This is a genomic window from Pararhizobium sp. (genome assembly GCF_965279435.1).
GTDB lineage: Bacteria > Pseudomonadota > Alphaproteobacteria > Rhizobiales > Rhizobiaceae > Pararhizobium.
This window is the reverse complement of the sequence record NZ_CBDIHY010000003.1, coordinates 3,926,902-3,947,924: the sequence shown is the minus strand read 5'-3', so window position 1 is coordinate 3,947,924 and position 21,023 is coordinate 3,926,902. Positions and strand designations below refer to the sequence as shown.

The following is a 21,023-nucleotide window of genomic DNA, read 5'->3' as shown; positions in this document are numbered from 1 at the left end:
ATGGCCGCTTTCTATTTCAACGTAATCGATAATGACGGCACAATTCCGGCCGATGACGCTTTCGATTTTCCGGATCTGATCGCGGCAATTCGTCAGGCAAAGATCGTGCTGGCCGAAATGGCACTCGATGGGCTGCCGGAGGATCCGGTCAAGGCGCTGGAAATCGAAGTGCTGAATGCCGATCACAGGCCGGTCGTCAGAATGAAGCTCGAATTGCAAATCCAGTGGTCTACCGCGTAACCGGTGCAGTGGCAATATTTCGTACTGCAATGGTCTGAACGGCTTTCAGTATCGCTGGAACAACCAGCCCAGCCCCCGTATCGGACGGGTGATCGTCATCGAAATAAAACACCTTGTCGGCGCTCAGACTGTTGATGCAGCGATCTTTCAGGAAGCTGTTGCAGAAATAATCAGCAGGCCGGACGCGGAAAAGGTTGGGATGGGAGATCGCATCGAAGGCGGCGATGACTGCGTCATTTCGCTGCTGGTACCGGTCATGGCTGGTGCTGAATTCAAGATTCTGAATGCCCGCCATCGCCGTTTTTGCAACGATATCCGGAACGTTCCACCCAGCCTCAGGGATCGGGTAGACCAGCACGACGTTGTGGCCCGAATCGAGATAAGCCCGGATGTCATCAACATATTGCTTCAGCACCCGTGCCTTGCGCGCCGGATCATCCTGTTTGGCGTGTTCGTCCAGTCGGTCGAGCAGATCGACATAGGTGGGCTGCAGCGCTTCAACGCCACCCTCGCCATTGTCGAAGGGCATGCCGTCGATATAGAGGCTCCAGCGGCTGGCCATGATGATGGTCTGCATGCCGCTCGTGCGGATATAATCCTCGATGCCGGTGAAGAACGGGTTGCAACGCAACTTGTATTTCGGATTGGACACATAGAATCCGGAAAAGCCGACACAGGCCGAATGCGCCATCACATAGAGATCGACATTGGCAGCATCAAAGCTGCGCAGCGCCTCGCCACCGAGGGCTCCAGCATGAGAATCGCCGATCAGGATGGTCTTGCTGCTGGCCGAGTGTTTCGTCAGGCAATCCCTGATGGGATGAGGCAGGGAGGCCTCGCCCTTGTCGAACAGGCAGGTATCCATGACGGGATCGTGTCGCTCCTGTTCGGCAAGAGCGGTCAGTGCAGCCTGTGGCAGGCGGAACTGCAGGCCGTTGCTGGACGTGCCATAAAATCCGATGCCGATGAAAAGCAATGCCGTTACGCCGCTGGCGCTGAGAATACGGGCAGGTGTCGGTAGCATCCGTGCGGTGCCGGTCGTGCGGAAAGGTGTTTCGATGAACCGCCAGGACAGATAGGCGAGGCCAGTGGAGGCAAGCGCCAGGATGCTCATCAGCACCAGCGACGGTTCCGTGATGCTGCGGATACGCGCGAAGGCAAAGACCGGCTGGTGCCAGAGATAGAGGCTGTAGCTGATCAATCCGATGCCGACCAACGGGCGGGTCGAGAGCAGCCGGGCGGTCACTGTACCCTGTGATCCGAAGAGGATGATCAGCACGGCGCCCATAACGGGGACGAGCGCGTAGAGGGAGGGGAAGGGCGTCGTTTGGTCGTAGTTGAAGATCGAAAAGACGATGATACCCAGTCCGCCAAGCGACAGGATGTTGCTCTTGTATTGTTTGCCATCCGTCAGCAGGAAGGCGCACAGCGAACCCGCAAGCAGTTCCCAGGCGCGGGTGTTCGGCAGGTAGAAATTGGCGGTCTCGAAATTGACCGAGCCGTATTGGGCAAGCAGCAGGCTGGCCAGCGCCACGGCGGCAATGGCGGCGATCAGCGCCTGCCTTCCGAACCGCCACAGCGCCATGACAAACAGCGGAAACAGCATGTAATACTGTTCCTCGACGGCAAGGCTCCAAGTGTGCAGCAGCGGTTGCTCTTCCGATGCGGCCGCGAAATAGCCGCCGCTTTGGTGCCAGAAAAAGAAATTGGAGGCGAACAGGCAGACGGCGATGATGCTGCGGGCGAAGCTTGCCATCTGCTCCGGCAGCATCCACGCCCAGGCGAACGGCAGGCAGCACAACAGCACGAAGAACAGCACCGGCAGAATGCGGCGGGCCCGGCGCTCGTAGAATTTGAGCAGCGAGAAATGGCCCTTGTCGCGTTCCGCGATGATGATCGAGGTGATCAGGTAACCGCTGATGACGAAGAAAATGTCGACGCCGACGAAGCCGCCGCTGAATTGTTGAAATCCGGCGTGAAACAGCACCACGGGTATAACAGCGACAGATCGGAGGCCGTCGATTTCGCGTCGATAGTTCATGGCTGGCCCCGGCGAGATCCAAATGCTGGATTGCTTCGCAAGGATGCGACGGCTTGATGGCGCGGATCAAGCCTGTCGTTTGAAAAAGAGTGGGAAACCAAGAGCATATGCTGGCGAGCAGATGTTTTTTGGGCGCTAATTGACCTGCTGAAGAAATGCGTACCCTGCGTTAGCCTTAGAAACGGCCGGCGCAGGGTACCGTTATGTCTGTTGAGCGGATGTCGTTCCTAATCCCGGAACAGTTTCCAGCGAGTCGGCCGGAAGGCGATGCGGGACCGGTCGGAAGTGATTTTTTCCGGCGGCAGTTCGATTTCGACCTTATTGTGGGCGGCACCGATGTTGAGTTCGACATGGCGCGTTCCGGCAACGCGGCGTGTCACCGTGACGAGGCCCGTAATGCAGCCGTCGCTGCTATCGAGCAGTTCGATGTCATGGGGGCGGAAATAGAGCTGGCCGGGACCATCGGCTTCTCCCTGTGCGCTGACGCCGATCGGGCGGTCCTCGATCCAGAGCTGGCCGTTTTCGACCCGTACCGGCAGGATGTTGGACTCGCCGATAAAGCCGAAAACAAAGGGAGAGTTTGGCGTGTCGTAGATTTCGTCCGGGGTGCCGATCTGTTCGATCTTGCCCTTGCTCATTACAACAACACGGTCGGCGAGTTCCAGCGCCTCGTCCTGGTCATGGGTAACGAAGACGGTGGTGTGGCCGGTGCGATCATGGATTTCGCGCAGCCAGCGGCGCAGTTCCTTGCGCACCTGCGCATCGAGCGCGCCAAACGGCTCGTCGAGCAGAAGCACGTTCGGCTCTACCGCCATGGCGCGGGCGAGCGCCACGCGCTGCCGCTGCCCACCGGAGAGTTGCGCCGGGTAGCGTTTTTCAAGGCCACTCAGCTGGACGAGATCGAGCAGCTCGAGCGCACGCTTGCGAATGTCGGCCTTGGAGGGCCGGCGGCCGGCCGGGCGGATCGTCAGGCCGAAGGAGACGTTATCGAGCACCGTCATGTGGCGGAACAGCGCGTAATGCTGGAACACGAAGCCGATATTGCGCTGCTGCACCGTCTTGCGTGAGGCATCCTCGTTGCCGAAATAGACTGTGCCTTCGGTCGGGCTTTCAAGGCCTGCAATCAGCCGCAGCAGCGTCGTCTTGCCGGACCCCGAGGGGCCGAGCAGGGCGATCAGCTCGCCGGAGCGAATATCGAGCGAGACGTCGTTCAGCGCCGGAAAGCGGCTGAATTCCTTGCGTATGTTTTGAACGCGAACTTCCATATGGACTTGACCTTTCAGTGCCGGCGGCTGGCTGCGATCTGGGCGCTGTACTTCATTTCAAGCAGCGATTTCAGAACGAGGGTGACGAGAGCCAGCAGGGCGAGAAGCGTTGCAACGGCGAAGGCGGCAACGAAATTATATTCATTGTAGAGGATTTCCACCTGTAGCGGCATGGTGTTGGTCAGTCCGCGGATATGCCCGGAAACGACGGAGACCGCGCCGAATTCGCCCATGGCCCGGGCGTTGCAAAGCAGGACCCCGTAGAGCAGCCCCCATTTGATGTTGGGCAGCGTCACATACCAGAAGGTCTGCCAGCCGCTTGCTCCCAGAGAAAGGGCAGCTTCCTCGTCGCTGGTTCCCTGTTCCTGCATCAGCGGGATCAGTTCGCGGGCAACAAAGGGGAAGGTGACGAAGACAGTCGCCAGCACGATGCCGGGAACGGCAAACAGGATCTGGATGCCGTGGCTCTGCAACCAAGGCCCAAGCAGGCTGTGAGAGCCGAACAGAAGCACGAAGACCAGGCCGGAAATGACCGGCGAAACCGAGAAGGGCAGGTCGATCAGGGTGGTCAGGAACGCCTTGCCCTTGAACTCGAACTTGGCGATCGCCCATGCCGCGGCAATACCGAAAACGAGGTTGAGCGGCACGGCGATGACGGCGACCAGCAGCGTCAATTTGATGGCGGCAAAGGTTTCCGGGTCCGCCAGGACGGTCAGGAATTCGCCGGGGCCATTGCGCATCGCTTCGGTGAACACGGCTGCGAGCGGCAGAACGAGGAACAGAGCCACGAAACAGAGCGCGGTGCCGATCAGGCCGTAGCGTGCAAACCGGCTTTCGGAGGTGGCGACCCGGACCAGTTCGGTGTTTCCGGTGCCGGTTGTTGTGACATCATGAGCCATAGCCGTACCTCCTTCTGCTCCACGCCTGGATCATGTTGATGATCAACAGCATGGTAAACGAGATGATCAGCATGACGGCGGCGATAGCGGTTGCTGCCGGATAGTTGAATTCTTCCAGGCGGATGACGATCAAGAGAGGGGCAATTTCCGAGATATAGGGAAGGTTGCCGGCGATGAAGATGACCGAGCCATACTCGCCAACGCCACGGGCAAAGGCCAGCGCAAAACCGGTCAGCACGGCGGGTGCAAGCCCCGGCAGAAGCACGCGGCTGATGGTCTGGAAGCGATTGGCACCCAGCGTGGCGGCTGCTTCCTCAACTTCCTTGTCGATTTCTTCCATGATCGGTTGCACTGTTCTGACGACGAAGGGTAGGCCGACGAAGACCAGAGCGAAGACGATGCCGATTGGCGTGAAGGCGATCTTGATGCCAAGCGGCGCCAGGAGGCTGCCGATCCAGCCGTTCGGCGCGTAAAGCGTCGTCAGCGCGATACCGGCAACGGCGGTCGGCAAGGCGAAGGGCAAATCGACCATGGCGTCGATGATGCGCTTGCCCGGAAACCGGTAGCGCACCAATACCCAGGCGAGGATAACGCCGAAGACGACATTGATTAGAGCTGCGGCGAAGGCGGTGCCAAAACTGATGCGCAGGGCGTTGACCGTGCGCTGGTCGGTGGCGAGCGTCCAGAATGTGCCCCAGCCCAAGGAGCTCGAGCGCCAGGCGAGACCGGAGAGAGGAATGAGAATGATGAGTATGAGCCATGACAAAGTAACGCCGAGCGCCAATCCGAATCCCGGAATGACGCTCGGCTGTCTGAATTGCCACAGCGAAGCTGTGCGTGTGGTCATAAAGTCTTATTGCCCCGGCTTGTAGATCTGATCGAACAGTCCACCATCTCCAAAATATTTTGGCTGAGCTTCCTTCCATCCGCCGAATTCGTCAATAGTGACGAGCTTTACATCGGCAAATCGCTTGATGTCATTTGGATCGGCGACTTCAGGCTTGAAGGGGCGATAAAAATGTTTGGCGGCGATCTTCTGGCCGACATCCGAATAGAGGTACTGCAGATAGGCTTCCGCCACCTTGCGTGTGCCCTTGGCATCGACATTGCCATCGACCAGCGCCACCGGCGGTTCTGCCTTGATCGAGATTGTCGGGGTGATGATGTCGAATTTGTCGGGGCCGAGTTCTTCAAGCGACAGATAGGCTTCGTTTTCCCAGGCGATCAGGACGTCGCCCAGACCGCGCTGCACGAATGTCGTGGTCGAGCCGCGAGCGCCGGTGTCGAGCACCGGAACATGCTTGAACAGATCAGTGACAAATTCCTGAGCCTTGGTGTCGTCGCCGCCATTGGTTGCGCGGGCCCAGGCCCAGGCGGCCAGGAAGTTCCAGCGTGCGCCGCCCGAGGTTTTCGGGTTTGGCGTGATCACCTGGATATCGTCTTTGACCAGATCACCCCAGTCCTTGATGCCCTTCGGATTGCCCTTGCGGACGAGGAAAACGATCGTCGAGGTGTAGGGAGCGCTGTTGTTTTCGAACTTCGTCTTCCAGTCCGCCGGTATCTTGCCGGTTTCCTTGGCGATCGCGTCGATGTCGGCTTCAAGCGCCAGCGTTACGACGTCGGCTTCGAGCCCATCGATGACCGAGCGGGCCTGCTTGCCGGACCCACCATGTGACGTCTGGATCGTCACCGTCTCGCCCGTATCGGTCTTCCACTTTTCAGCAAAGGCCGCATTGAAATCCTTGTAGAGTTCGCGGGTCGGGTCGTAGGAGACATTGAGGATCGTCGTATCGGCGAACGCAACGCCCAGCCCGCCGATCTGGATGCTGGAGGCGAGAAGCGCCACCGTAAAGAATTTCGTGAGTTGTTTCGCTCGCATGTCTACCTCTCCATTGTTAGCAGGCATACTCTATTCATTAAGTGGGATATTATAACGCAGAACTTTCCCTTTGCGCGTGCAGCCGGAGAAAGTCCTGCTCTTGGCACGGCATTATATCGAAATCATTTGCCTCAGAGCAGCCATGACTGTCCGTTCTTGGGAATAAGTTACCACGCTAACTCTGATGGCGGAACGTCAATCGTACGGGAAACCGATAAACCCGCGGCGGCGCGCAACCAGCTTCAGCGACCGGTCTGGCATGACCATATACGTCTCTTCGATCCGTTCGCCGTAAGGCCCGTAGAAATTGTTGTGAAGGGTACTTCCGACCGGCGCTTTCCGAAGCTTGGTGCGGGGCTGGCCGCCATAGGTGATGCTGCCGGGAATAGGTTCCGGGCCGCGATAGGACTGCGTCTCGACGCAGGAGGTTAGAAACAGGGCGGCAAGGGCCGCAACGATCATTTTTTTCATTGTCGAACTCCCAACCGGGATCACCGGATCCCTTCCATCTTTGACATAACGTCTCTGTGCTGATTTTCCAGCCTTTCGGTGCTTGCCCGGCTATCCTCTTGCGGACCGTTATTCCAGACCCGTTCGGCTGAGTGTTGGGAGCCGTGACGTTGGAGACCGGCGGCGTGAACATCGCTGTTTTCGCAGCGACAGATGTCATGGCAAATGCGTGCGAAACTGCTATCTGCCGTGGTAACGCCGAAATTGCATGTGAAACAGCCCACCGGCCCGATAAACCGTGTGACGATGCCAAGCCTTGCTGGCGCATGAATGAAGAGGAAAGAGCTATGGCGGAAACCGTCGGCATATCTACACCGGAAGATGTTTTGTCGTTCTGGTTCGACGAGTTGCAACCGCAGGATTGGTTCAAGCCGCATCCGGATCTCGATAGCCAATGCGAACAGCGTTTCCGATTGGCGCATCTGCAGTTGGCGCGTGGCGTTCCGCCGGAATGGCGTGCCACACCGATCGCCCGGCTTGCCACCATCGTTCTGTTCGACCAGATGCCGCGTAATATGTATCGCGGTACGCCGCTTGCGTTTGCGACCGACGGCCTGGCTTTGCGGGAGGCGGCTCTTGCGCTCGAAGCGGGAGCGGATACCGGCCTTTCAGTTGATCAGCGCGTCTTTCTTTATCTCCCGTTCGAACATTCTGAAAATCTTGCCGATCAAACGCGCTCCGTGGCGCTTTTCACGGATCTGGGCGATGCCAACTATCTGGATTATGCCATCCGGCACCGCGAGGTCATTCACCAGTTTGGCCGCTTCCCCCATCGCAATGCGATTTTAGGACGTGTTTCTACGCCGGCGGAAATCACGTTTCTCTCTCAACCCGGGTCAAGATTTTAACCTGACCGGTTGCCGTCAGATGGCGGAAAGTCGGAAATCCGATTTTGCATCCGGATGCGGCCCGGCCTATGGAACGCCAAAATATCCGCGCTGCACCCCGATTCTGCTCTAGGGTGCGGTCTGCCGGAAAAGGGATATGTGATTGCCGATGTTGTCGAAGTTCTTTGCCGCCTTGCTGGGTTTGTGGATGTTTGCCGCATCAGGGGCTGTGCTCGCTCAGGAGCCGGCCGCCCAAGCCACACCGCAGCAACCGGTTGCAGCAGTGGCGAGCCCACAGGCGCAGGCCGCCGAGCAGTTGGACGTGGCTCGCAAGAACCTTGCACGGCTTGCCGACCAGACAAAAAATGCCGCAGATGACGATAGCCGTCTCGCCGAACTGAAGGTCGAGGTCGATGCGGCGACCAAGCAGATCATTTCGATATCGGTCGCTACCCGCCCGCGTCTGGATGAAATCAAGGCGCGTCTCGCCGAACTGGGCGACCCGCCAGCCGATGGAGCGCCGCCGGAGACGGATGTCGTTGCGCAGGAACGCAAGCGCCTCCTTGCCGAGCGGGGTGAAATCAATGCCCTGACGGGAACGGCCGAAGACCTGTCGATCCAGGCAACCAAATTGTCCAACGGCATCACCGCCACCCGGCGTGCGCTCTTCAGCAACACGCTTCTTAAGCACACCGATATCAATGGTCCAATGGTGATGGACGCCATGGCATCGCTCACGCTGGAACGGCAGGCCTTTAGCCGCACGGTCGGCAGCTGGTTGACGTTTGCGTGGAATTTCAAGCGTTTGCAGCTGCTCTCGGCCTTGTTTCTGTCGCTCTGCGCAGCCATCGTGCTGCTGGCCGGCACGCGAAAATTGTTTTTCCCGTTGATCCATCGCGAAGCTCTCGGCGAAGAGCCGGGCTATATCACCCGCCTGTCGGTGGCCTTCTGGTCAACGATGATACCGACGGCGGCAATGGCGGTGTTTGCGGCCACGAGTTATTTCTTCCTTCAGGCTTTCAAGGTGCTGCGGCCTGATATCGCACCGATCATATCGATCACGTTGGCAATCTGCGTCGCGCTACTGTTCGTTTCGACCCTGTCGAATGCCGTTCTCGCGCCCAAGCAAAGCGCCTGGCGCCTGGTGCGCGTTTCCAATCGTGGTGCGCGGCTTTTGGCGCTGTCGATCTTTGCCATGGCCGTCGTCAATGGCCTCGACTATCTCGCCGGCACGATCAGCGAGGTCATGGGCTCGCCGGTGGTCCTGACGGTGGTCAAAAGCCTGATTGCCACGATCATCATCGGTGTCATCCTGATGGCGATGTCTCTGATCAAGCCGATAGTTCCGGCTGGGGAGACGCCGGACGGGCAGGGCAAGCCCTGGCCCCGGGCCGTTTCGCTGCTGTTTGTTTCCACTGGCATATTGCTGATCCTTGCGGCGCTGGCGGGTTATGTCGGCCTTGCTCGCTTCATCGCCACCCAGATCGTCATGACCGGTGCCATTCTGGTGACGATGTATATTGGCATCCTGACCGGCAAGGCCGTTGCCAAGCAGAACGCGCTCGCCGACACGGTCGTTGGCCGCTATCTCGAAAAACGTTTCGGGATGGGACAGGTGGCTCTGGACCAAACCGGTCTGGCCGCAGGCCTTGGCATCTACGTGCTGGTGGTCTTGTTCTTCATTCCGCTCATCCTGCTGCAATGGGGTTTCCAGATCGCCGACATCGAGGCGTGGGCGTACCGCATATTCACCGACATCAACATCGGCAGCATCAAGATCTCGATCGTCGGCATATTGGCCGGGATACTGCTTTTTGCAGGCGGCTATGTTGTCACACGCTGGTTCCAGCGCTGGCTCGACGGCAATGTCATGGCGCGCAGCCGCGTCGATACGGGCGTGCGAAATTCCGTCAAAACCGGCATCGGCTATCTCGGCATCGGTCTTGCCGGCCTGATTGGCATTTCTGCGGCAGGGTTTGATCTGTCGAGCCTTGCGCTTGTTGCCGGTGCCCTGTCCCTCGGCGTCGGTTTTGGCCTGCAGAACATCGTTTCCAATTTCGTCTCGGGGCTTATTCTTCTCGTCGAGCGGCCGTTCAAGGTGGGAGACTGGGTGGTTACAGGAACCACCGAAGGTTTCGTCAAGCGCATCTCAGTTCGCGCCACCGAGATCGAAACCTTCCAGCGCCAGACGATCATGGTGCCGAACTCGCTGTTCATCAACGCCTCCGTCGGCAACTGGACGCACAAGAACAAGCTCGGCCGTTCGGATATTCCGGTGATTGTCAGCTATAACAGTGTGCCGCGACAGGTGATGGACACGCTGTTGCAGATCGCCGCTGCCCATCCGCTGGTCTTGAAAAACCCGGAACCGCAGGCTGTCTTCACGGCCTTCGGCGATGCGATCATGACCTTCGAACTGCGGGTCTACCTGGCCGATATCGTCAATGGCAACGGTGTGCGCAACGATCTCCGGTTGGCGATCTACGAACGGTTCAAGGATGAAGGTCTTGGCGCACCGTTCCCCAAGGAAGAACTGGAGCCGGAGCCACTGCCGCCAGGCCCGGAAGCCGATGCGCTGGCCCTGCAGGCAGAGACGGCTGGTCCTCCTGTTCCCGCAGAGGGAGCGCCGCTCCCTGCGGAAGCCTTCAAACGCAGCGGAACGCAACGGCGCCCCCGGCGGGTGAGCGTCGATGGAGCAGCTGACAAGGACTGAGATATTGTTGGTTAGCGATAAGAGCGATGGTTGCCCAGCCAGTCGGCGCAACCATCGTCTGCTATTCCGGTTTTCGCGGTTAAATGCAAACCGAGCGCCGATACTTCCAATCGGCACGCGAAAGGCCTCTGGTCGTGCAGCATGATGATTATGTCGTAGACAGGCTCTAGTCTGAGTGGCGCAAACTCTAAAATCCGTTTTCAGTCTTCAATCAGGGTCGTGGGCAATGGCAGAATTTCCGCAAAAGGCGAAGGTCGTCATCATCGGTTTGGGTGGCATCGTGGGTGCGTCGATCGCCCATCATCTCATCGAGCGCGGATGGGACGATATCGTCGGCATCGACAAGTCGGGTATTCCGACCGACATCGGTTCGACGGCGCATGCCTCGGACTTCTGCTACACGACCAGCCACGACTATCTCTCTGTCTGGACCACCCAGTACTCGATCGATTTCTACGAGAAGATGGGCCACTACGCCCGCATCGGCGGTCTCGAAGTCGCGCGCACCGGCGACGACACCTGGATGGAAGAGATCAAGCGCAAGCTGTCCTCCGCCAAGGCTTTTGGCACCCGCGCCCATTATGTTTCGCCGGCCGAAATCAAGCAGATGTTTCCGCTGATCGAGGAAGATCAGGTGATGGGCGGGCTGTTTGATCCGGATGCTGGCCTCGTCGTTCCGCGTTCGCAGACAGTTGCCGGCAAGCTGGTGGATACTGCGGAAAAATCCGGCAAGCTGCAGGTCTACGGCAACACGCCGGCGAAGTCTCTGATTGTCGAAGGTGGTCGCATCAAGGGCGTCGTCACCCATCGCGGCACGATCATGGCCGATCACGTCATCGTCTGCGCTGGTATCTGGGGCCGTCTGATTGCCGAAATGGTTGGCGAGGATTTGCCAGTCATGCCGGTCGACCATCCACTGACATTCTTCGGTCCCTACAACGAGTTCGAAGGCACAGGCAAGGAAATCGGCTTCCCGCTTCTGCGTGACCAGGGCAACTCCGCCTATATGCGCGACACGGGCGACCCGAAGACCACCGAGGGTGGCCAGATCGAGTGGGGGTACTACGAGACCACCAATCCGCGCCTCTGCCACCCGCGCGACATTCTGGAAAAGCACGAGGCGCGGCTGTCGCCCTCGCAGCGTGATCTCGACATGGAGCAGATCCTCGAGCCGCTTGAGCGCGCCATGGAGTTGACGCCGATCCTAGGCGAACTCGGCTATAATGAAAGCCACTCGTTCAATGGCCTGCTGCAAGTCTCCGCCGGCGGCGGCGCGTCCTGCGGCGAAAGCCAGAAGGTGCGGGGCCTCTGGTATTGCGTTGCCATCTGGGTCAAGGACGGCCCCGGTTACGGCAAGCTGATTGCCGACTGGATGACCGACGGACGCACCGAGATCGATCACAACTCGATCGACTACGCGCGCTTCTATCCGCACCAGCTGGAAGAGAAATTCATCGAGGGCCGCACCTACGAGGCTGCGCAAAAAATCTACTTCCCGGCCGTACACAACCGCGAACCCTATGCCTCCGGTCGCAATATCAAGCGCTCGCCGTTCTACGAGCGTGAGAAGGAGCTTGGCGGTTACTTCATGGAACTCGGTGGCTGGGAGCGTGCGCACGGTTATGCCGCCAACGAGCATCTCCTGGAAAAATACGGCGACAAGGTTCCTGTGCGCGAGAACGAGTGGGACAGCCGCCATTTCTGGCGCGTTTCCAATGCCGAACATCTGGCGATGACCGACGATTGCGGCATCGTCAACCTGTCGCACTTCCACATGGTCGATATCGAGGGGCCGGATCATGTCGAGCTTCTCGAATGGCTGTGCGCTGCAAAAATCGGCGGCGACGGCAATATCGGCAAGGGGATCTATACCCACTTCCTCGATGACGAGGGTATGGTGCGTGCCGACTTCACCGTCATCCGCATGGCCGATCGTGGCCGGCTGATCAACGGTGCCGATGCCGGCCCGCGCGATTTCCACTACATGAAGCGCATTGCTGCGGACCGCGGTCTCGATGTCACCATCACCGATGTGACCGAGAAATTTATCACCATCGGCATCTGGGGGCCGAACGCCCGCGATACGCTGAAGAAGGTCGTTGCTGATCCGGACGGGCTCGACGCGGAAAACTTCGCCTTCGCCGCGATCAAGCAGATAGAGATCGGCGGCAAGCCGGTGACTGCCTTCCGCATCTCCTATGTCGGCGAGCAGGGCTGGGAACTGCACATGGAGTACGAGGACGGCCTTGCTGTCTGGGATGCGCTCAGGGCAACCGGCGTCATGGCCTTCGGCGTCGAGACCTATGCGAACTCACGCCGCATGGAAAAGAGCCTGCGCCTGCAGAATGCCGACCTTCTCACCCAGTACAACCTCATCGAAGCCGACCTTGCCCGCCCAAAGGTCAAGGAAGCCGATTTCCGCGGCAAGGCGAAACACCTCGAGTACAAGGCACGCGAGCACCAGCCCGCCATGCTCTGCACGCTTTTGATGACGGAAAATACCGACAAGACCGGTGTGAAGCGCTACCCGCTCGGCAACCTGCCGGTCATGGACCCCGCAACGGGCGAGGTGCTGATCGACGACCTCGGCCGCCGTTCCTACACGACCTCGATCGCCTTCGGCCCGACCGTCGGCAAGAACATCGCGCTGGCCTATCTGCCGCACGCCTACTGCCAGGTGGGCCGCAAACTGACCATCGAGTATTTTGCTGAGACCTATCCGGTCGAGGTGGTTGGGATTGGTTATAAACCGCTCTACGACCCGGAAAACCTGAAGCCGAAGAGCTGATCTTTATCCGATAGAATGCAAGCAATGCCGGCGCATCCACTCATTCGAGCGGATGCGCCTTTTTTCATATCGGTAGTCCCTACGTATTTTCATCGCGAACTGGCGCCGCATCCCTTTGTCCGGTTGAAGGATGAACGCCGGTTATCCAGACTATTCAGCCTCTATTCAGCCGCCCCGCAATATTTATCATGCAATTTCACTCGTGTGCGTTAGTCTAATGCGGGGTGAAAAGGCCTCTTGTCTTTCCGGGTTTATCATTCGGAGCGGCGGGATGCCCAAAAAGGGGCGGCGCCATAGCGCTGATTGGCAATGAAAACATTCGTAAGTGCATGTGTTCTGACTGTCATGATGGCCCTTCCGGCAGTGTCCGCGACGGTGACCAATAAGGATGCCGATGCTGCGGTGCTTGTCGTTGTAGAGGGTGAAAGCCGGATGGAAGTCGCCATCAGCGCAGGCGGCACGGAATCGATCTGCCCCAGCGGCTGTTTCATCACGACGCCGAGCGGCGACCGCATTGGCTTGCAGGGTGATGAAACCATCGAGATCGTCAACGGCTCGGCCGTCGTCAAATAATACTGTCCGGGCTGCTCTTAAAGGTCGATACAGCCACCTGTTTCTCATCGTGGAGGCGGACTTTTGCCCGCCTTGCTTTTACCGGAACGCAACCTGCTATTTCAGCAGGCAATTAACGACTGCGAAAACCTTTCTGCGTAGCTTGACCCCGGGGACAATCTTTTCAGGTAGGCAATCAATGTCATTTTTTGGCGTGTCCGGAATGTACTATTCCGGTGAATCCTTGCAGCAGCATCGCATCGTGCTGGCCGAGGATTCCAATCTCTTCGCCGCCATGGTCTCCAAGAGACTGAAGGAACTTCTCGATATCGATGTGATCGTCTGCCGCGATTATGACGATCTGCAATTTTCGGTCGAGAACGCCTCCTTTCCAGCGACACTCGCCATTTCCAACATCAACCTGCCCGGTGCCGAAAACGGCGAGGCTCTATCCTATCTGATCGACATGAGTGTGCCGACGATCGTCTTTACCGGCACCTTCCAGGAAAGCACCCGCGAGACCATCCTTGCCAAGGACATTGTCGACTATGTCATCAAGGACAGCGTGTTCGCGGTCGATATGCTGGCAGAATCCGTCTGCCGCTTCCTGACCAATCACAAGCACCATGTCTTGATCGTCGATGACAGCCCGACGGCGCGCGCGCTTTTGACGACGCAGCTGAAGCGTTACAATTTCCGCACCAGCTCTGCCGAAAGCGGCGCTGCCGCGCTTGAACTGCTAAAGAAACACTCGGACATCGGCTTGGTGATCACCGACTACAACATGCCCGATATAGACGGCTTCGAGCTGACCCGCCGTATCCGTGGCGCCTATGGTCCGCATCAGCTGCGCATTATCGGCGTGTCGTCCTCGGCCAACCGGCTGTTGTCTGCGCGCTTCCTGAAGGCGGGCGGCAACGATTTCATGCTGCGTCCGTTCGTCAATGAAGAGTTCTATTGCCGGGTCAACCAGAACCTCGACACGTTGACCAAAATCCAGACTTTAGGCGCAAAAATTGCAAAGAAGGCCTGAATATAATTTATAGTTGCGTAATTAAAAATTAGCGTTGCCGGAAATACGACATTTTTGTGTTTCCGGGGTCAAATCTTGATCATCCAGCTGCGGATTTAACCAAATCGCAAGCGCATGCCGGTTCAATGTACATAAGGGACAAGGGGCTTGCTCTGCTTCAATCAGGGCGATTATCCGCATAACGATAATGTATGAGAGCCGGCGTTCGGTAAACCGAACCCCTTTGGCTCACTATAGGATTGATAGGACGTGAGCTTTCGCAAGGCGCCGGCGCGGGGAAACCATATCCAGAAACATTCGGGTAAACGAATGCTTCTGGTCGAGGATTCCCGTATGTTTGCTACGGTTCTCAAGCATGGCCTGGAGACTGCGCACGGCGTCGAGGTCACCCATTGCGGCTCCCTTGAAGCGCTGCGCCAAGCGGTTGAAGCCGGCGACTGCGATTATTCCGTCGCTGTTCTCGATCTCAATCTGCCGGACGCGCCGAACTGCGAAGCACTAGAATATGTGATTTCCCAGAACATCGCTGCGATCGTCTTCACCGGCTCGTTCAACAGCAGCACCCGCGAGGACATTCTCTGCCGCAAGGTGGTCGATTGCGTCATCAAGAGCCAGCCCGATTCAATCAGTCATGTGATCTCGGTCGTCGACCGGGCACTGACCAATGTTAAGACGAACGTGCTGCTGGTCGATTCCGATCCGGTGTCGCGGGCGGAGCTCTTGAGCCAGTTGCGCCAGCAGCAGTTTTGCGTGACGCCAGCGAGCGGCGGCACCGAAGCATTGCATCTAATTGATACCAATGATTGTTTCGACCTCGTCGTCACCGACTTCGCCCTGTCCGACATGTCGGCCTACACACTGCTTGGTGAACTGCGCCAGCGCTATGGCGAGGATACGCTAAGCGTGATTGCGCTTGCGAGCGCTGACGACCGTCAGCATGCGGCGCGTTTCCTTCAACGTGGCGGGACCGAATTCATCCAGAAGCCATTTCTGGTGGATGAGTTCAACAGCCGGGTGTTTCAGGTTGCCAGCATCCAGAAGCGCATCCAGACCCTGCATGGCATTGCTGCGCGCGACTATCTCACCGACATCTACAACAGGCGCTATTTTTTCCAGCACGGGCCGCGGCTTGTCGAGCAGTGCTTGCGCCGGGGCGAGACGACCTCGATTGCCATCCTTGATATCGATCATTTCAAGCGCTTGAACGATACGTACGGCCACGAGGTTGGCGACCTAGTGCTGAAAGCCGTCGCCAAGCGCCTGCGCGGACTTGTCGGAGAAGAGCATCTGCTTGCTCGTCTCGGCGGCGAAGAATTCGGGGTGCTGTTCAACGGGCTCGATGTGGCGGCCGCCAGTGATTTCTGCGAAATGTTGCGGCTTGATTTGGCGCAGGCAAAGGTGATTGCCGACGATGAGGAATTATCGGTCACGGTGTCGATCGGCCTTGCCACCATCGAAGGGCTTGAAACCTTCGACAACTATTTGAACGCTGCCGACCAGTTTCTCTATATGGCGAAATATGACGGCCGAAACCGCATCGTCTCGGAACTGACCCTGCTCAAATCCATGGCATCGTAAGGGCGGCGCCAGCCTATTACCACCGCGCCGCTGTTGTTTTGAGATGCGATGTCTAGCGCGCTGCCTGCAGCGTCAGCTTGCGCTCGGCGCGCTCCTGCTGGGGCGAGCGATTGTAGAGTTCGCGATAACACTTCGAAAAGTGCGACGCCGAGACGAAGCCGCAGGCGACCGCAACTTCGACCACCGGCATGGCCGACTGCACCAACAGGTGCCGGGCTCGGTCGAGACGGATCTCCAGATAGTAGCGGGCAGGAGAGCGGCCCATCTCCTGGCGAAACAGCCGTTCGATCTGGCGGCGTGACAGGCCGGCGCCATCGGCGATTTCCAGCAGCGATAGCGGTTCGGACAGGTTGCCTTCCATCAGTTCGATGATCGACAGCACCTTCGCATTCTGCACGCCGAGACGGGCGCGAAGCGGCAGACGCTGACGGTCATGCGGGCCACGGACGCGGTCCGTCAGAGCCTGTTCGCAAACGCGGTTGACGAGGTTCTCGCCAAAATCCTGATCAATCAGGTTCAGCATCATGTCGAGTGAGGCTGTGCCGCCGGCGCAGGTGTAGATATTGCTGTCGATCTCATAGAGGTCGGCATAGACATCGACCTGTGGGAAGGTTTCGGCAAAGCCCGGCAGGTTTTCCCAGTGGATAGCGCAGCGCTTGCCCGTCAACAGGCCGGCGGAGGCCAGCACATGGGCGCCCGTACAGAGGCTTCCGACCGAGACACCGCGATTATAGAGTTCGCGCAGCCAGGCATTGACCGACTTGTTGTTGAAATCTTCGACATAGATGCCGGAACAGACCAGCACCATCGACGGGCGGTTTTCTCCGCCGAGGAATTTCCGCTCGTCGGCAAGCGAGGTGTTGACCTCCAGGCCGATACCGCTCGATGAGAGCACCTGGGTGCCGTCGGTCGAGGAAAGCCGCCACGTATAGGCTTCATAGCCCAGCATACGGTTGGCAATGCGCAGCGTCTCGATCGCTGCGGAAAACGGCAGCATCGAGAAGTTGGGCACCAGGAAGAAGACGAGAGATCGCTTTTTGGTCAGTGGCTTGTTCATCGAAGGTCCCATGCGCCGCAGATGTCGCATTTGTCACGTGGAGAAGCGCCATCGAGCTTTCCTGAATGCGACATTGACATGGACGCCAGCGACTGGGAAGAAATAAATAATGGCTCTGATAAGCAACCTGACGCTAGAAGCGGCAAAATGCTCAGAAAACGTCCGAAACCTTCGTTATCAGCGACGGAAATGTCGCATTCGCATCTTGCGCCTCCGGGTTGCAGCCGGAGTATACGACCCGTTTCCGGATGTGTTGCCGACGGTTTGCGACCTAGTATTGGGGCGGCAGACGGTGTCGGAAATAGGCCACACGGATTGTGATGTCCCAAACAAGCAAAAAAGGGCATTCCGCCATCATGGTCGAAATGCCCTTTGCTAAACACGATTGACGGGTTGTCGACACGGCCGATCGTCAGAGGCCATTTTTGCCCGCATCATCTCGTCGATGTGGCAGCATTGGTCCTGTCGGCGGACGGGAAGCCGATATCCTTCAATGTATCGTAGGAGAGGCCTTCCAGAGCCCGCTCGGCACGGCGACGCTTCCACGAGGCGACAGCACGCGCACGCAGGCCGAAAAGGGTCGAAGCGAAGTACGAATGCCTTGGCTTGGAGGTATGTTCTGACGTTAAGAATGCCATTTTTGTGGTTCCTTTTGACTGGGAGGTATCAAAAGGTCGCGACCATGAAAGAGTAATGCCGGATGGCCATTCATCATTCAAGCGAATATAATTGATCTCTTACATCAATAATCATGATGTATCTTGGACGTGGAATGCCTTTGCGGTATGGCTTCAGGCCTTAGCAAATACCGCTGTTTCTGAAGGCATTTCTAGGATTTTTTCGCTGATTTCTGCGAAACATCCATGACCGGCAGGGGGGGCGTTTCGCCGGCGGCCTGCGCGTTCATGGTTGCCTTGACCATATCGAGCGTTGCCTCTGGCGGTGTTCCCTTCGACATTTCGGTCTGAACGCGCCGCAGCCAGAGTTTGAGCTGTGCGTCGCTGAAAATTGGGCCGGATGTCATTTCGGGGTTCTCTGAATCGAATAGAAGACAAGTATGCTCATGATTTTTGCACTGTCAAACCGTGCACATGTACCCTCAAATTCTAGGGGATTTCTAATGATCCACTGGCAATTTTCATTGACGATTATCCACAGTTGAAAATAAGGGCAAAAATAGACCACGATGACGTGTCAATCGTGACAAGGCTGGAGTAACCGATGAAACCACAATCTCATATCGTCGATCTTCTCAGTGCCGCAAAACAGCTGGCCGACAACCAGTGCAACACCCTGTTGAGCTACATTATCAACATGGCGATGATCGAAGCCTCGACAGGGGCAGGCATTCAAAAAAATGAAGGCGGCAAGAACAGTGCCGACGCAGCATAAGCATTGATACCGGTAACGAGCAGGTGGCCATTAAACACCAATAGCCGATGGCTCAAATCATTGGGACTTTTTGAAGGGCTGGTCGAGAGACCGGCCTTTGTTCATTTCTGTGTGGCCCGTCTGTTCGGTGGATCCCCGGCAGGTACTACCTGCCGGGGATAGGTGAAGGTCGTCGACATTCGTGTCGAGCGCTTAGGGATCAATCCTCTTCCTGGAATACCGCTTCGCGCTTGGCCTTGACTGCAGGCAGGAAGACCACGACCAGAACGGCAAGGGCGATGAGCAGCAGGATGGCGCTGATCGGCCGCGTGACGAAGGTCGTTGCATCGCCGCGCGACAGGATCATCGCCCGCCGCAGGTTTTCCTCCAGCAGCGGCCCGAGCACGAAGCCGAGCAGCAGAGGTGCTGGTTCGCAGCGCAGCTTGACCAGCGCATAGCCTGCCAGACCGAAGAATGCGACGGCATAGAGGTCATAGACGTTGGAATTGACGCTGTAGACCCCGATCGAGCAGAAGGCCATGATGATCGGGAAAAGCACGTAGTAGGGGATCGTCAACAGCTTTACCCAGAGGCCGATCAGCGGCAGGTTGAGGATCACTAGCATCAGGTTGCCGATCCACATCGAGGCGATGATGCCCCAGAACAGCGCCGGTTGCTCGACTGCAACGTTCGGGCCAGGCACGATGCCCTGAATGATCATCGCACCGACCATCAGCGCCATCACCGGATTGGCGGGAATGCCGAGCGTCAATAGCGGGATGAACGAGGTCTGCGCACCGGCATTGTTGGCCGATTCGGGGCCGGCGACACCGGCAATCGCGCCATGGCCGAACTCTTCCGGATGCTTCGACATGCGCTTTTCCACCGTATAGGAGGCAAAGGCCGCGAGAATGGCACCGCCACCGGGCAGAATGCCAAGTGCCGAGCCGATGGCCGTGCCGCGCAACACGGGTGCGACCATCTGCTTGAAATCGTCGCGGGTCGGCAGAAGGCCGCTGACCTTGGCCATCAGCACGGTGCGGGTCTTTTCGCCCTCGAGATTGCGCAGAATTTCGGCGACGCCGAAGACACCGACAGCGACGGCGACGAAGTTCAACCCGTCGGCATATTCCCGGATGCCAAGCGTGAAGCGCGGTGTGCCGGTATAGATGTCGGTACCGACCAGACCCAGCAACAGACCGAGCGCCACCATGGCCAATGCCTTGACGATCGAGCCATGGGCCAGCGCAATCGACGAGACAAGGCCGACGATCATCAGCGAGAAATACTCTGCTGCGCCGAATTGCAGGGCAATGGCCGTCAGTGGCAGAGCGAAGATCGCAACCAGAAAGGTCGAGACCGTCCCGGCGAAAAACGATCCGAGCGCTGCGATAGAAAGGGCGGCACCGGCCCGGCCTTTGCGAGCCATCTGGTAGCCGTCGATAGCGGTGACGGCGGACGAGGATTCGCCGGGCATGTTGATCAGGATGGCAGTGGTCGAACCGCCGTATTGCGCACCGTAATAGATGCCGGCGAGCATGATTAGCGAGGAGACGGGCTCAAGCTGAAAGGTGATCGGCAGAAGCATGGCGATGGTTGCGGTGGCGCCGATGCCGGGCAAAACGCCGATCAATGTGCCGAGCAGCACGCCGATCAGGCAAAAGAGCAGATTTTCGGGCGAGCCGGCCGTGGTGAAACCGAGTGCGAGATTGCTGAAAAGATCCATCGTGATGTCCTACAATCTGACCCAGGGGCCGAAGCGCTGAAAGGGCAGGCCGAGCGCGTAGCTGAACACGGCGACTGAAAAGATCGTCAGCGCGACCGACAGCGCCAGCGCCGTCAGCGGCTTCATGCGTTGCGAAGCGAAGCAGGCGATCAGGGCAGTGAAGAACAGCGATGGCACAAAGCCCAGACCGCGCACGGTTAGTCCGAAAAAGATGGGCGCCGGAAGGATGAACAGCATGCCGCGCCAGGCGACCGGCCCGATCGGCTCGCCTTCGACGCGGGTCGATTGAACAATGATGATGACGCCAAGTAGCGTCAGGATGAGTGCGAGGACGAGCGGAAAATAGCCTGGTCCCATCTTGAACGCCGTGCCGAGATCAAGGCCGAGGCTTTGGAAGACGAAGAAGCCGCCCAGTGCGATGAAGAGCGCGCCGCAGAGCGCATTGGTGGTGTCGAAGGATAAGGATTTCATGATGCCTCCTTTGTTTCCGCCCGGTTTTCCTCTGCCCATCGTCTCATCGCCTAGCTGTCGAATGATATTGGGC

19 protein-coding genes are annotated in these 21,023 nt (G+C 58.1%); 8 read left to right on the top strand and 11 right to left on the bottom strand.

What is annotated here, in order from left to right; translation table 11 throughout:
• Positions 1-240, top strand: coding sequence for a DUF6894 family protein (locus tag ACQY8Q_RS24955; RefSeq protein WP_428429147.1), 240 nt, complete (start codon positions 1-3; stop codon positions 238-240).
• Here the strand turns inward: ACQY8Q_RS24955 and ACQY8Q_RS24950 are convergent.
• The 6 genes from ACQY8Q_RS24950 to ACQY8Q_RS24925 all read right to left on the bottom strand — a co-directional run bounded on the left by ACQY8Q_RS24950 (position 230) and on the right by ACQY8Q_RS24925 (position 6,795).
• Positions 230-2,281 (bottom strand): acyltransferase family protein, encoded by a 2,052-nt coding sequence (locus tag ACQY8Q_RS24950; protein WP_428429146.1) that lies wholly within the window; start codon positions 2,279-2,281, stop codon positions 230-232. The two genes, ACQY8Q_RS24955 and ACQY8Q_RS24950, sit on opposite strands and share 11 nt — an antisense overlap.
• A 227-nt stretch (positions 2,282-2,508) precedes the next feature.
• Positions 2,509-3,546 (bottom strand): sulfate/molybdate ABC transporter ATP-binding protein, encoded by a 1,038-nt coding sequence (locus tag ACQY8Q_RS24945; protein ID WP_428429145.1) that lies wholly within the window; start codon positions 3,544-3,546, stop codon positions 2,509-2,511.
• Between the two features lie 14 nt (positions 3,547-3,560).
• Positions 3,561-4,445, bottom strand: a complete 885-nt coding sequence (cysW, locus tag ACQY8Q_RS24940) for a sulfate ABC transporter permease subunit CysW (RefSeq protein ID WP_428429144.1) — start codon at positions 4,443-4,445, stop codon at positions 3,561-3,563.
• Positions 4,435-5,292, bottom strand: coding sequence for a sulfate ABC transporter permease subunit CysT (gene cysT, locus ACQY8Q_RS24935; protein WP_428429142.1), 858 nt, complete (start codon positions 5,290-5,292; stop codon positions 4,435-4,437). The genes cysW and cysT overlap by 11 nt, the downstream gene beginning before the upstream one ends.
• Before the next feature lie 6 nt (positions 5,293-5,298).
• The gene (locus ACQY8Q_RS24930) at positions 5,299-6,324 is read right to left on the bottom strand and encodes a sulfate ABC transporter substrate-binding protein (RefSeq protein ID WP_428429141.1); all 1,026 of its coding nucleotides are present in this window, start codon (positions 6,322-6,324) and stop codon (positions 5,299-5,301) included.
• Positions 6,325-6,519: 195 nt separating this feature from the next.
• A complete protein-coding gene (locus tag ACQY8Q_RS24925; protein ID WP_428429140.1) occupies positions 6,520-6,795 on the bottom strand; it encodes a membrane lipoprotein lipid attachment site-containing protein in 276 nt (91 codons plus the stop codon).
• A 326-nt stretch (positions 6,796-7,121) separates the two neighbouring features.
• Here ACQY8Q_RS24925 and ACQY8Q_RS24920 point away from each other — a divergent pair, with 326 nt between their 5' ends.
• From ACQY8Q_RS24920 to ACQY8Q_RS24895, 6 genes are all read left to right on the top strand, one after another.
• On the top strand, positions 7,122-7,682 hold the full coding sequence (locus tag ACQY8Q_RS24920; RefSeq protein WP_428429869.1) for a DUF924 family protein: 561 nt from the start codon (positions 7,122-7,124) through the stop codon (positions 7,680-7,682).
• A gap of 187 nt (positions 7,683-7,869) precedes the next feature.
• Positions 7,870-10,374 (top strand): mechanosensitive ion channel family protein, encoded by a 2,505-nt coding sequence (locus tag ACQY8Q_RS24915; RefSeq protein WP_428429868.1) that lies wholly within the window; start codon positions 7,870-7,872, stop codon positions 10,372-10,374.
• Positions 10,375-10,600: 226 nt separating this feature from the next.
• A complete protein-coding gene (locus tag ACQY8Q_RS24910) occupies positions 10,601-13,162 on the top strand; it encodes a GcvT family protein (RefSeq protein WP_428429139.1) in 2,562 nt (853 codons plus the stop codon).
• Positions 13,163-13,471: 309 nt separating this feature from the next.
• On the top strand, positions 13,472-13,735 hold the full coding sequence (locus ACQY8Q_RS24905) for a hypothetical protein (RefSeq protein ID WP_428429138.1): 264 nt from the start codon (positions 13,472-13,474) through the stop codon (positions 13,733-13,735).
• 178 nt (positions 13,736-13,913) lie between these two features.
• On the top strand, positions 13,914-14,747 hold the full coding sequence (locus tag ACQY8Q_RS24900; protein WP_428429137.1) for a response regulator: 834 nt from the start codon (positions 13,914-13,916) through the stop codon (positions 14,745-14,747).
• A gap of 333 nt (positions 14,748-15,080) precedes the next feature.
• Positions 15,081-16,325: a diguanylate cyclase gene (locus ACQY8Q_RS24895; RefSeq protein WP_428429136.1), complete on the top strand. Its 1,245-nt coding sequence runs from the start codon at positions 15,081-15,083 to the stop codon at positions 16,323-16,325.
• Between the two features lie 52 nt (positions 16,326-16,377).
• Here ACQY8Q_RS24895 and ACQY8Q_RS24890 read toward each other — a convergent pair whose 3' ends face one another.
• The 3 genes from ACQY8Q_RS24890 to ACQY8Q_RS24880 form a co-directional block, all read right to left on the bottom strand.
• On the bottom strand, positions 16,378-17,382 hold the full coding sequence (locus ACQY8Q_RS24890; RefSeq protein WP_426227881.1) for a GlxA family transcriptional regulator: 1,005 nt from the start codon (positions 17,380-17,382) through the stop codon (positions 16,378-16,380).
• 434 nt (positions 17,383-17,816) lie between these two features.
• Positions 17,817-18,020: a hypothetical protein gene (locus ACQY8Q_RS24885; protein WP_428429135.1), complete on the bottom strand. Its 204-nt coding sequence runs from the start codon at positions 18,018-18,020 to the stop codon at positions 17,817-17,819.
• A gap of 191 nt (positions 18,021-18,211) precedes the next feature.
• Positions 18,212-18,406: a hypothetical protein gene (locus tag ACQY8Q_RS24880; protein WP_428429133.1), complete on the bottom strand. Its 195-nt coding sequence runs from the start codon at positions 18,404-18,406 to the stop codon at positions 18,212-18,214.
• 197 nt (positions 18,407-18,603) lie between these two features.
• Here ACQY8Q_RS24880 and ACQY8Q_RS24875 point away from each other — a divergent pair, with 197 nt between their 5' ends.
• Positions 18,604-18,774, top strand: coding sequence for a hypothetical protein (locus ACQY8Q_RS24875; RefSeq protein WP_428429132.1), 171 nt, complete (start codon positions 18,604-18,606; stop codon positions 18,772-18,774).
• A 199-nt stretch (positions 18,775-18,973) separates the two neighbouring features.
• Here the strand turns inward: ACQY8Q_RS24875 and ACQY8Q_RS24870 are convergent, their stop codons facing one another.
• Positions 18,974-20,479 (bottom strand): tripartite tricarboxylate transporter permease, encoded by a 1,506-nt coding sequence (locus ACQY8Q_RS24870; protein ID WP_428429130.1) that lies wholly within the window; start codon positions 20,477-20,479, stop codon positions 18,974-18,976.
• A gap of 9 nt (positions 20,480-20,488) precedes the next feature.
• Positions 20,489-20,950 (bottom strand): tripartite tricarboxylate transporter TctB family protein, encoded by a 462-nt coding sequence (locus ACQY8Q_RS24865; RefSeq protein ID WP_428429129.1) that lies wholly within the window; start codon positions 20,948-20,950, stop codon positions 20,489-20,491.
• Between the last annotated feature and the right edge of the window lie 73 nt (positions 20,951-21,023).